Here is a 12,723-nt window from a genome sequence, read left to right on the forward strand (position 1 = left end):
AAAAAATAGGGCATGACCACGAAGTTGAGATCATACCCTGCGAATTTTTTCGGTTCAAATACTTATCTTAAATTTCAATTTCCTTGTAAAAAAGGATAATCGATATAGCCTTCAGCCACATTCGTCCCAATCATATTTTCTAACTTTAATTCATTCAAAGGAGCATTCTGTACTAATCGCTCATATAAATCAGGATTGGCGATATAATCTTTACCAAAAGACACTGCATCAGCTTGACCTGAAGTGAGAAGTTGTAAAGCATCCTCTCGACTTAAACGCATATTGGCAATAAAAGGAATACCTTGTCCACGCGCTTTTAATTCTTGACTAATACTATCTTCTGCCAAATATTCACGTGTAAAGAAAAATGCAATGTGTCTTTGACCGAGTTGTTCTAACACATAACCGAAAGTTTCACGTGGATCATCATCACCCATATCGTGTTCATCACCACGAGGAGCTAAATGTACACCTACTCGACCAGCACCCCAAACTTCAATTAGCTCATCTACGACTTCTAACAAGAAACGCGCACGATTTTCAACCGAGCCACCATATTCATCTTCACGCTGATTGGTTTTCGATTGCAAGAATTGATCAATTAAATAACCATTCGCCGCATGCAATTCCACACCATCAAATCCTGCCTCTTTAGCACGAATTGCTGCTTCTTTATATTGCGCTGTAATCGCGTGAATTTCAGAAATTTCTAATGGACGTGGCAAGACATAAGGACGTTTCGGACGCAACAAACTGACATGTCCGGCTTGTTGAACAGCACTCGCCGAAACGGGTATATCACCCTTCAGTAAATCTGGATGTGACACACGTCCAACATGCCAAAGCTGAGCGACAATTAAGCCATCTTTATCATGAACAGCTTGGGTTACTTTCTTCCACCCTTCTACTTGAGCATCAGTGAATAATCCTGGCGTATTTAAATAGCCATTCGCCTCCTCAGAAATTACGGTCGCTTCTGAGATAATTAATCCACTACTTGCACGTTGCGCATAATACTCAGCCATCATTTCTGTTGGTACACGATCATCTGTCGCACGACTACGCGTTAAAGGTGCCATAACCACGCGATTTTTGAGCTTTAATTCACCAAAGACTACTGGGCTACTAAAATCAGTCATTCATCTATCCTCTTCACTCATTATCGTTAGAGTGATTGTTGAAGGTGTTCTGCAAAACTTTTTATCAGTGCTTCATTACGAGAAAAATAAGACCATTGACCATGCTTAGTAACATGAACCAAACCTGCTTGCTGTAAAACAGATAAATGATTAGACATGGTTGACTGAGATACATCTGCAATTTTTTCAATCTGTCCTGCACATACGCCACGACTAAAATCTTGCACGCACTCATCTTGTGGAATAAAGCGCTCTGGATCTTTTAAACATTGTAAAATTTGGCGGCGTATCGGGTTCGATAAGGCTTTAAAAATTGCTTCAGTATCCATCTCATTTCACTCAAGTTAATGATCTGCACTGTGCTGAACTCATTATATCGATTTTTATAGATATTAATATCGAATTATTACGATATTTAACAAATCGAGTTTATGAATGACTGTGCCGAATAATTCTGATTCTAACATTGAACTGATTTAATCTAGCAAGCTTCGTGCTAGAACAAAAAAAAGCAGGGCTTTTGCCCTGCTTTTTTAAAAAAAATATTAAAGCCCTTGTTTCAAACTAGCTTCAATAAATTTATCAAGATCACCATCTAACACGGCACCCGTATTTGAATTCTCAACGCCAGTACGTAAGTCCTTAATACGTGAATCATCCAACACATAAGATCGAATTTGGCTCCCCCACCCAATATCCGATTTAGAATCTTCTAGTGCTTGAGCTGCTTCATTACGCTTATTCATTTCCAATTCGTACAATTTAGCACGAAGCTGTTTCCAAGCATGATCACGGTTAGCATGTTGTGAACGCTGGTTCTGACAAGCCACCACAATTCCAGTAGGTGCATGGGTTAAACGCACGGCAGAATCTGTTTTGTTAATGTGCTGACCACCTGCACCTGAAGCGCGGTATGTATCCGTACGGACATCTGCTGGATTGATCTCAATTTCAATGTTGTCATCAATTTCTGGAGACACAAAAACCGCTGAGAATGAAGTGTGACGACGGTTGCCTGAGTCAAAAGGTGATTTACGAACTAAGCGATGTACACCTGATTCAGTACGTAACCAACCATAAGCATATTCGCCTTCTACACGAATAGTTGCCGATTTAATCCCAGCCACATCACCGTCAGATTCTTCCATTAACTCAGCTTTAAAGCCATGACGCTCAATCCAACGTAAGTACATACGTAATAGCATAGATGCCCAATCTTGAGCTTCAGTACCACCTGACCCCGCTTGGATTTCGACATAGCAAGGATTTGGATCCATTGGATTACTAAACATACGTCTGAATTCAAGTTTAGCCAGTTCAGCCTCAGCTGAATCAAGTTCTGCTTGAACATCTGCAAGCATTTCTTCTTCATCCGCTTCTACAGCAAGATCAAGCATCGCTTGTGCATCATCAAGTTGTGTTGCTAAACCATCTAAAACATTTAAAACGTTTTCGAGCTCACCTTTTTCTTTCGCCATCGCTTGAGCACGATTTTGATCATTCCAAATTGCTGGATCTTCAAGTTCGCGGAGAACCTCCTCTAAACGCTCTTTCTTTAGATCGTAGTCAAAGATACCCCCGTAGTGTTTGACCACGTTCGCTCAAGTCTTTTAGCTGGAGAAGATAAGGATTAATTTCCACGGTGTAGATCCTAAATATGTCTATATCAAAATTGCCAATATTTTAACACAGCCAAGTAAAACTTGAGAGTTTGCTTTTTTATTCAATATTCTCTTGACCATTGTTTAGTTATTATTAACAATACCTTTAATTATTAAAAAATACTTACTTTAATTTTACAACAATAAGCAGAGACTTATGATAATGAACAAAACCTATTTGGCTTTGGCCATCCTCCCTTTGACAACTTCAGCCATGGCCTACCAAGCTCAAATTGATGCTGGATATACCTATTTTGACCATGATAGTCTCAAGGTTGATTATCACGGTGTATTTGAAACAGAAGGTACTTATTACTTCAAAGCAGTTGATACTGAAAATAAACCACTTAATGAGGCTGCATTTCTTGGCCACCATAATCGCGTTTCAGCGAAATATAGTTTTCAGCATATTAAAGACGATAAAGTGTATATAAATGAAACAGTTGCACAAAGCAAACAAGAGCTGCACGGCTATTCAATAGGGGGAGAATATTATATTGATCAACTGTACTTCACAGGTGAGGTCGGTCGTCAACATTATAAAGTGGAATCACGCTCAAGCTCACCAAACAGTTCATCTCATGCTAAGCAACGTTTCGATCTAACCACCTATAGAGCTCTTGTTGGTTATACTCCTATTCAAAATTTACTGATAGCAGTAGGTATTAATGCTTATAAAGGTGAAGGCTTTGATGAAAATGCTTTTGCTTTAAAAGCCAAATATGTCACCCCATTAGGCCAACATGGTCAATATCTCAATTTAGAATTGGATGGTAGCTTTGGACATGATATTGATTCGATTACATTTGGTGGGGATTATTATTTAAATCAACGCTTAAGCTTCGGTAGTGCTTATACGCGAGATACAAATAGCACTAGTAAAATTCATAAAGACGAATACCAATTACGTGGCAAATACTTTATCAATAATAACCTCTCTCTTGGGAGTATTTTAAGATTCAGTGATGATGAAAATAAGTTTAATATAAACGGAACTTATCGATTCTAATTCCATTCAACATGGAAAAGTAGCAGTGCCAAAACTGCTACTTTCGTTCAAATTTCATACAATTCATATTCAAAAGCAACATAAAATGACTAAAACACCTTATCTTTCACATGAATTAACATGATTTTTTATTTTTTAAAATCATTAGTTTAACACTATATTTTTACACAAAAATCACACAAGATACATTACTGTTACTTTTGCTTGATTGATCCTTCATGATTTTCCCCTACACTGAACTTGTAACAAAAAATGTATTAACAACTAACTCTATTGAGGGGAAGTATCCATGAAAAAATTAGCAATCGCGTCTGCACTTCTTTCTGCTTTAGCTGTAACTGGAACTGCAAATGCATATCAAGCTGAAGTAGGTGCTTCTGCAGGTCTTATCGATCCTGATAATGGTAGTACAAGTGGTTCATTTGGTGTTGATGGTACTTATTATTTCCAACCAGTTCAAACACGCAATGCTCCACTAGCTGAAGCTGCATTCCTTGATCGTGCAAGTCATGTAAATGCGAAATACCAATACAGCGAAGTTGGTGATGATGAAAGACATCAATACGGCGTAGGTGTTGAATACTTCGTCCCTAATTCTGATTTTTATGTAAGCGGTAATGTTGGTCGTGATGATCGTAAATTTGATATTGGACCTGATTTTGATGAGACAGTTTATGGTGCTGAAGTAGGTTATTTGCCTGCACCTGGCTTATTAATTGCAGCAGGTCTTAAGGGTTACGATAACGACTATGATGATGGTGTTGACCCAACATTACGTGCTAAATATGTAACTACATTGTCTAACGGTAAAGATATCAACTTAGAAGCTGGCGCTGCATTTGGTGACCTTGATGAATATAATCTAGCTGCTGATTACTTCATCGATAAAACTTTAAGTGTTGGTGTGGATTACTATAGTAAAGATACTGGTCCTGCAGATACAAACGAGTTTGGTGTAAGCGCACGTAAATTCTTCACACCTCAAGTAAGCTTAGAAGGTCGTGTAGGTTTTGGTGAACTTGCAAATAATGATTACAACAAATTCGGTTTAGCTGCTAAATATCGCTTCTAATATCTTAATTAAAATTTAGTGTTTCTCAAAAGCCCATCTTAATGATGGGCTTTTTTTGTGCAAAATCCCGAGGGAATGTCATTTTTTGTGCATTGACTCACCCCCTTTTGTTCTTACAATAGAAATTAGCTGTCACAAAACAGTCATATTTCTATAACAAAGAGAGTCAATATATGTTTAAAAAAATTACACTTGCGACTGCACTTATTGCAAGCTTAGGAACTGCACATGCGTATCAAGCTGAAGTTGGGGCTACAGCCAAATTGATCGATCCCGATAATGGTAGCAATTCTGCAGGTTTTGCGCTTGATGGCACATATTATTTTAATCCTGTTCAAATCAAGAACTCTCCATTGAACGAAGCTGCATTTTTAAATCGTTCGAGCAACGTGAATGCACAAGTGTCTTATGACGACTTTGATGTAAACGAATATTGGAATTATGGTGTTGGAGTTGAATATTTTGTTCCAAACACTGATTTCTATCTAAATGCCAATATTTCTCAGGAAACTGAAAAAGCTCCGAATACTCCCGACTTTGATATAACTTTCTATAAAGTTGAAGCTGGTTATTTCTTAGCACCATCTTTATTGGTCGCAGCTGGTTTACGTGGTTGGGATCATGATTATGATGATGGCATTGACCCTACTATTCGAGCAAAATATGTCACTCAAATTGGCGCAAACGATGTGAATTTAGAGGCTGGTGCTGCATTTGGTGATTTAGACGAGTTCTCTTTAAGAGGCGATTATTACATTGATAAAACACTCAGCGTGGGTGTCGACTATTTCAATCAAGATTTCAACGGCGGATCTTTTGATGAATTTGGTGTAAATGCTAAAAAATTCTTCAATCAGAAAGTAAGTGTCGAAGGTCGAATTGGTTTTGCAGATGACGGTAATACCTTTGCTGTACGTGGTGCATACCGCTTCTAATCTTTGAGTGCTAAAAACCGCTCTAATGAGCGGTTTTTTTATTGATGCATATGTACAATGCGCATTTGTAAACTAGTATTGCCATTAAAGGTATTTTTATCCAGCTCATAGACCAAGCGAATTTCATTGAGCATCGGATCAAACTGATATTTATCTGCTGCGTTAAAGGCGATTGCCTCTACCACTTGACCATTTTCTAAAGCTACACGCAGTTTCAAGTGCACATCCTTCAGCCAGCGATAATCCAAAATTTTAAATACTCCCTCGAATACAGGCACAGGAAACTTTTGCCCCCAAGGACTTAAATTTTGTAATATGTCCACCGTTTCAATTTGGAAAGCTGATGCTGGCAACTCCCCATCCGTCCATAAAGTTGCAGTAAACAGACTTTCATCTTGACTGGCGATCAACTGCTCAAATACCTGCTTAAACTCAGCAAAATGTTCTTTTTTAATGGTTAGACCTGCAGCTGCAGCATGCCCACCAAAGTGACTGACAATATGTGGATATTGCTCAGCCACACGCTCAATCGCATCCCGAATATGAATTCCCTCAATCGAACGCGCTGAACCTTTGATATGAATGCCATCTTCATCACGGGCAAAAACGATACTTGGACGATGGAACTGCTCTTTTAAGCGTCCTGCCACAATTCCAATCACACCTTGATGCCAATGTGGCTCAAACATAATTAACGCTGCAGGTACTACATCCGAATCTAACTGAATTTGATCTAATGCACTTAATGCTTCTTGTTTAATCTTGCCTTCAACCTGACGACGCTCAACATTGAGTTGATTCAGCTGTTCCGCTAAAGGATATGCTGTTCCTAAGTCTGGAGCTAAGAGACATTCGATGCCAATATCCATGGTTTCCATACGACCCGCCGCATTAATTCGTGGTCCAATCACAAAACCTAAGTCTTGCGCTTTCAGTCCTGCAGGATCACGTTTTGCAATATCTAATAAGGCTGAAATCCCGGGGCGACATAATCCTTGTTGAATCCGCTTTAGACCACTGTCGATTAAGATTCGGTTGTTATAGTCCAAACTGGCAACATCGGCATAGGTCCCAAGCGCTACCAAATCCAAATAGCTGATCATTTGTGCAAAAGACTTGCCCATTTTTTTACGATGACTAGATAAATTCGCCAACACATAAAAAGCAACTCCTACTCCTGCCAAAGCTTTACTTGGAAACTCACAACCGAGTTGATTCGGATTCACCACTGCCTCTGCCATAGGCGTTGGCTTGGTTGTGAGATGGTGATCGGTAATAATTACTTGCATCCCATGATCTTGAGCTTGCTTAACTCCATCATGACTTGAAATGCCATTGTCGACCGTAATCAACAAATCAGGCGTAAAGTTGGCAAACGCAAGATCTGCAATAGCTGGTGTCAAACCATAGCCATACTTAAAGCGATCAGGGACTAAATAATCAACATCTGCCCCCATGTCACGTAGTGCAAGCATCATCAGTGCTGTACTGGTCGCACCGTCAGCATCATAGTCACCGACAATCACAATTTTTTTGTGTTGATCAATGGCTTGGTCGATCAACTGAATTGCAGCATCTAACCCCTTCATAGTTGGCGCTAATAAGTATTTTAATTTCAGTTCTAGTTCTTGTTCAGATTCAACGCCACGACGTGCCAAAATTTCGGCAATAAATGAAGGCACGCCCTGAAAATTTTCAGGGCGTGTTAAAAATGGACGTTGCTTGATTTCAAATTTTGGCATTTATGGCATCAATCGTTGTAATTTCCACGCACCGTCGATTTTTTCATAACACAAACGGTCGTGCAAACGGTTTGGGCGACCTTGCCAGAACTCATAATAATCTGGCTCTATACGGTAACCACCCCAGAAGTCAGGCTTATCTAAAGTTTGTTGATCTGCCACACGCTCATGCAAATCATTAAAGCGTTGCTGTAGCTCGTCACGGCTCGCAATCACACCACTTTGTGGGGTACTAATATGCGCTGCAATTTGACTATCACGCGGACGCTTATGGTAATAATCAGCGGATTCTTGTTCCGAAATTTTTACCACTCGACCTGAAATGCGAATTTGGCGTTCTTGTTCTGCCCAATAAAACAGAATTTGCGCATAAGGATTGGCTACTAAGTCGAGTCCTTTTTGGCTGTCATAATTGGTATAGAACGCATAACCATTTTCATCCGCACCTCGAAGTAATACGGTACGTACGTGCGGTCGACCATCGGCATTTGCCGTAGCCAATGACATGGCATACGGTTCGTGAAGCCCTGCTTCTAACGCATGGTTAAACCACAATAGAAACTGTTCATGTGGATCAGCATTCACTTGATCCTCATGTAATTCGCCTTTTTGATAACTTAGGCGCAGTTCACTGAGATCTTTAATCAAATCACTCATGAGTCAATCCCCGATTAAGCTGCTGCATTAGCACGTACAGCATCTGCTAAAGCATGTGCCAGTGCAGTCACTTCTTGAAGATTATCACCTTCAACCATCACACGAATTACAGGTTCAGTCCCTGATTTACGAATGAGTAATCGACCACGACCTTTCAGTTGCGCTTCGGCATTGGCAAATTCTGCAGCCAATGCGGGGACTGAGTATGGATCAAACATTGCATCTAAACGAACATTTACAAGTACGTTTGGCAGTAATTTAAAGTCAGCAACCAACTCATGCAGTGCTTTCTTCTGTTCAACCATGACAGTTAAGACTTGTAGGGCTGCAATAATCGCATCACCTGTGGTGCTCTTGTCTAAAGTTAAAATGTGACCTGAAGGTTCACCACCGATAACCCAACCGTTTTCTTCTAAACCTTGCAGTACATAACGGTCACCCACTTTGGCACGAATCAATGGAACTTCTGCTTTTTCAAGTGCCAATTCAAGTGCCATATTGCTCATGAGCGTACCAACAATACCGGCTGGTTTGTTGGCACTTTGTGTCGCCAAAATATACAGAATATGATCGCCATCAATCAACTTTCCATTCTGATCCACTAGAATGACACGATCTGCATCGCCATCAAATGCAATACCCAAATCTGCTTGATGCTCAACAACAGCAGCTTGCAAACTCTCAGGATGAGTTGAGCCACAGCCTTGGTTAATATTCAAACCATTCGGTTCATTATGAATCGCAATCACTTTGGCACCGAGCTCACGGAATACCGCAGGACCCACGTTATATGCTGCTCCATTGGCACAGTCGACGACAATCTTTAAATTGTTTAAATCATAATGGTATGGGAACGTTGATTTACAAAATTCAATATAACGACCTGGAGCATCATCAACACGCACACTTTTTCCTAGACTCGCAATATCATCAATGACAATATCTTTCTCGAGTTCAGCATTAATCTCATCTTGAAACTCGTCTGGTAATTTTTTTCCTTCTGAAGAAAAAAACTTAATGCCATTATCATGATAAGGGTTATGTGAAGCTGAGATGACAATCCCAAGACTCGCATGCAAAGCACGAGTTAAATGAGCAATGGCAGGCGTAGGTAATGGACCCAATAAATGCACGTAAACACCAGCTGCGTTTAAACCCGATTGTAAAGCCGCTTCTAAAATATAACCTGATAAACGAGGATCTTTGCCCATCACCACAATCGGTTTATTTCTTTTTGTTCTACGCTTAAGTACTTTACCCGCAGCAAACCCTAATTTGAGTGCAAACTCAGGTGTGATTGGAAATACACCGAATTTCCCACGAATACCATCAGTACCAAAATAACTCATTCATTCTCTCACTTCTTAGCGGGTGATTAACATCATCCTTTTTCAATGCGCACCACTTTACACCAAAATAAAAAAACCGTCATTTACATGACGGTTTTTTTTAAAAATTGTTTTATAACAGGCAATTAACCAACACGGTAATTCGGTGCTTCTTTAGTAATGGTCACATCGTGAACGTGTGATTCAGACATACCCGCAGACGTGATTTTCACGAATTTCGCATTTTGACGAAGATCTTCAATCACTGCAGAGCCTGTATAACCCATAGATGAACGTAAACCACCCATCATTTGATGCACGATGTTGCCCATTGGCCCTTTGTAAGGTACGCGGCCTTCAATACCTTCTGGAACCAACTTCTCAGCACCTGCTTTAGAGTCTTGGAAATAACGATCCGCAGAACCTGTTGCACCCGCCATTGCACCCAATGAACCCATTCCTCGGTAAGCTTTGTAATAACGACCTTGGAAGAATTCAACTTCGCCTGGTGCTTCTTCAGTACCAGCAAGTAAAGAACCCACCATAATCGTACTTGCACCTGCACCGATCGCTTTTGCCATATCACCTGAGAAGCGGATACCACCGTCTGCGATCAATGGAATTTGATCTTTCAGTGCGTTAGCAACAGAATCGATCGCCGAAATTTGTGGCATACCAATACCTGCAACAATACGAGTCGTACAGATTGAACCAGGACCGATACCTACTTTCACAGCATCTGCGCCTGCATCAAGTAAAGCCAATGCAGCATCGCCAGTAGCAATGTTACCGCCAATGACTTGAACTTGTGGGTAGTTGGCTTTAACCCAACGTACACGCTCGATAACACCAGCAGAGTGACCATGTGCAGTATCGACTACAATCACGTCAACACCCGCATCAACCAATGCTTCAACACGGCTTGGAGTTTCTACACCTGTACCAACTGCAGCACCCACACGTAAACGACCTAAGTCATCTTTACAGCTATTTGGATAAAGCTCAGCTTTATTAAAATCTGTTACAGTGATTAAACCTTTTAGTTCGTTGTTTTCGCCAACAACAATCACTTTCTCAATGCGATTTTTTTGAAGAAGTGCCTGAATGTTTTCTTTCGATTCACCTTCACGAACAGTGACCAAACGATCTTGACCAGTCATGATGTTGCTTACTGGCTGTTCAAGATTAGTTTCAAAGCGTGTATCACGACCTGTCACAATACCAACTACTTTGCCATCTTTCACCACTGGCACACCGCTGATATTGTTCGCTTGCGTAATTGCGATTAACTCACGCACAGTCGTTTCAGGGGTTACTGTAATTGGATCTTTCACCATGCCTGCTTCGAATTTTTTAACACGACGTACTTCAGCAGCTTGCGCTGCAATATCCATATTTTTATGAAGGATACCAATACCGCCATTTTGTGCCATTGCAATTGCCATACGGGATTCAGTCACCGTATCCATTGCTGCAGACACAAGAGGGATATTCAAATTAATGCCGCGAGTTAAACGTGTCTTTAGAGAGACATCTTTTGGGAGAACAGTAGAGTAGGCAGGGAGTAATAGGACATCATCAAAAGTTAACGCGTCTTGAACGATGGTCAACATAACAGTCTCACTGGTAATTTCCGTGCGCCATTATATACAAATTTTAAGGTAAATTTCATTTCTTATTATCGACAATTTTATGAAATTTACCCATCACCCCTATTTTTATGCAATTTACTATCCGAGAAAATCATAATAAGAGCATATAAAACAGAAGCATATTTTAAATCATTCAAATTAACTGACCTGATCGTAATCGTCATCATTCGACGATGGAACAATTTCAATATCAATTAATGGGATCAGATGATGGGCTTGTCGAGCTTTGGCACATTGCGCATCTCCGGCTTGGACCTCTCTACACGATGAACTGCGAACCGTATAAATCGAGCAAGAGACCTGCTTCCCTATTTCTCCTTCTAGAGCAACGCATCGCGGGTTAGTTTGATTCGTCCCCACCATACAAGCATATACAGGGTTAATATCCTCAACCATCTCGGTAGGGATGTTCATCGCTTCCGCACCATAAAATGAAACACGGAAATAGGCACAACAAGCACCACAACTTAAACACGCATCCTGTGCAGAAATCTGAGAGAGCATTTTTAAATCTCTTAAAAATAATTTTTTAGTGACGAAATCCTAAAAAAACTTAATTTCAAAAACAAGATTTATTTTTATTATATTTATTTACTAATCAATAACTTCCATTAAAAAAATGCACCATTATGAATCACTTTCATGGTGCATTATTTCAATACTATTTATAAATAAAATAAATCTTTTGAAGATTCAGATCTTTATGCGTATACAACCATTTATAAACAATAATGTTGCACTAAAGTGCCCACACCAATGACAAGGAAAATTATTGCGCCAATTTTGTGAATCAAGGAAATAGGTAATCGATTCGCCAATTTATCACCAATAAATACTGCCGGCGCATTAGCGATCATCATACCTAATGTCGTTCCAGCCATCACCCACCAGATACTGTCAAAACGTGCAGCAAGTGCCACTGTCGCAATCTGCGTTTTGTCGCCAATTTCAGCCAAGAAAAATAAAATAAATGTCGCTCCAAAAACGCCAAATTTTTGCCATTTTTGAATACTACCAGACTCATCCTCTAATTCATCAGGGACCAACATCCAAGCAGCCATAGCAATAAATCCTATTGCTAGAATCCACATGAGGATCTCGGGACTTAAAATTGTTGTAACCCATTGTCCTAGAGCAGCGGAAACTCCATGATTGACAATTGTTGCTAACAAAATAGCAATTAAGATTGGAACGGGTTTACGAAAGCGTGCAGCAAGAAGTAAAGCTAACAATTGGGTTTTATCACCCATTTCAGCTAGTGCGACGATACCTGTAGACAGAAGGAATTCATACATGATGTCTTTCTCTGGCTAGCATAACAAATACCAATGACCCACCATCCCTGCTAGCCAAAAATCCGCAGAATGGTAAATCAAAGGTCTTGCCAACAAAAGAAAGCTCAAATAGAGCTCATTTGGTTCTTTGCTATGATGACCATGCTCGTTTTAGAGCAAATATGTTGACCATCACCTGTTCTATTGCAGAACAGCGGCTACTCCCCAATGAAGTTTATCCATTATAAGCCTGG

The 12,723-nt window shown here is 40.0% G+C and carries 12 protein-coding genes and 1 riboswitch; of the genes, 3 read left to right on the top strand and 9 right to left on the bottom strand.

Going from position 1 to position 12,723, the window contains the following annotated elements; translation table 11 throughout:
• Positions 1-74: 74 nt before the first annotated feature.
• From FTV17_RS09570 to prfB, 3 genes are all read right to left on the bottom strand, one after another.
• Complete coding sequence (locus FTV17_RS09570; RefSeq protein WP_179999132.1) at positions 75-1,139, bottom strand: alkene reductase; 1,065 nt, start codon at positions 1,137-1,139, stop codon at positions 75-77.
• 26 nt (positions 1,140-1,165) lie between these two features.
• A complete protein-coding gene (locus tag FTV17_RS09575; RefSeq protein WP_035265803.1) occupies positions 1,166-1,468 on the bottom strand; it encodes a helix-turn-helix transcriptional regulator in 303 nt (100 codons plus the stop codon).
• A 216-nt stretch (positions 1,469-1,684) separates the two neighbouring features.
• Positions 1,685-2,780 (bottom strand): peptide chain release factor 2 gene (prfB, locus tag FTV17_RS09580; RefSeq protein WP_143047395.1). Its coding sequence is split into 2 segments (ribosomal slippage): positions 1,685-2,707 and positions 2,709-2,780, totalling 1,095 coding nucleotides; the frame shifts between segments, so codons are not numbered across the junction.
• Positions 2,781-2,963: 183 nt separating this feature from the next.
• Here prfB and FTV17_RS09585 point away from each other — a divergent pair.
• From FTV17_RS09585 to FTV17_RS09595, 3 genes are all read left to right on the top strand, one after another.
• Positions 2,964-3,809: a putative porin gene (locus FTV17_RS09585; RefSeq protein ID WP_179999134.1), complete on the top strand. Its 846-nt coding sequence runs from the start codon at positions 2,964-2,966 to the stop codon at positions 3,807-3,809.
• Between the two features lie 289 nt (positions 3,810-4,098).
• Positions 4,099-4,881, top strand: coding sequence for a putative porin (locus FTV17_RS09590; RefSeq protein ID WP_179999136.1), 783 nt, complete (start codon positions 4,099-4,101; stop codon positions 4,879-4,881).
• A gap of 173 nt (positions 4,882-5,054) precedes the next feature.
• Positions 5,055-5,816, top strand: coding sequence for a putative porin (locus tag FTV17_RS09595; protein WP_179999138.1), 762 nt, complete (start codon positions 5,055-5,057; stop codon positions 5,814-5,816).
• A 38-nt stretch (positions 5,817-5,854) separates the two neighbouring features.
• Here the strand turns inward: FTV17_RS09595 and recJ are convergent, their stop codons facing one another.
• The 6 genes from recJ to FTV17_RS09625 form a co-directional block, all read right to left on the bottom strand.
• A complete protein-coding gene (gene recJ / locus FTV17_RS09600; RefSeq protein ID WP_179999140.1) occupies positions 5,855-7,558 on the bottom strand; it encodes a single-stranded-DNA-specific exonuclease RecJ in 1,704 nt (567 codons plus the stop codon).
• Positions 7,559-8,215, bottom strand: coding sequence for a pyridoxamine 5'-phosphate oxidase (gene pdxH / locus FTV17_RS09605; protein WP_179999142.1), 657 nt, complete (start codon positions 8,213-8,215; stop codon positions 7,559-7,561).
• Between the two features lie 14 nt (positions 8,216-8,229).
• Positions 8,230-9,564: a phosphoglucosamine mutase gene (gene glmM / locus FTV17_RS09610; protein ID WP_179999144.1), complete on the bottom strand. Its 1,335-nt coding sequence runs from the start codon at positions 9,562-9,564 to the stop codon at positions 8,230-8,232.
• A gap of 125 nt (positions 9,565-9,689) precedes the next feature.
• The gene (guaB, locus tag FTV17_RS09615) at positions 9,690-11,156 is read right to left on the bottom strand and encodes an IMP dehydrogenase (RefSeq protein WP_035265814.1); all 1,467 of its coding nucleotides are present in this window, start codon (positions 11,154-11,156) and stop codon (positions 9,690-9,692) included.
• A 177-nt stretch (positions 11,157-11,333) separates the two neighbouring features.
• Positions 11,334-11,699: a YkgJ family cysteine cluster protein gene (locus tag FTV17_RS09620; RefSeq protein WP_179999146.1), complete on the bottom strand. Its 366-nt coding sequence runs from the start codon at positions 11,697-11,699 to the stop codon at positions 11,334-11,336.
• A gap of 215 nt (positions 11,700-11,914) precedes the next feature.
• The gene (locus FTV17_RS09625; protein ID WP_035265818.1) at positions 11,915-12,490 is read right to left on the bottom strand and encodes a TMEM165/GDT1 family protein; all 576 of its coding nucleotides are present in this window, start codon (positions 12,488-12,490) and stop codon (positions 11,915-11,917) included.
• 76 nt (positions 12,491-12,566) lie between these two features.
• A riboswitch (yybP-ykoY riboswitch) is annotated at positions 12,567-12,708 on the bottom strand.
• Between the last annotated feature and the right edge of the window lie 15 nt (positions 12,709-12,723).

Source organism: Acinetobacter sp. YH12239 (assembly GCF_013417635.1).
GTDB lineage: Bacteria > Pseudomonadota > Gammaproteobacteria > Pseudomonadales > Moraxellaceae > Acinetobacter.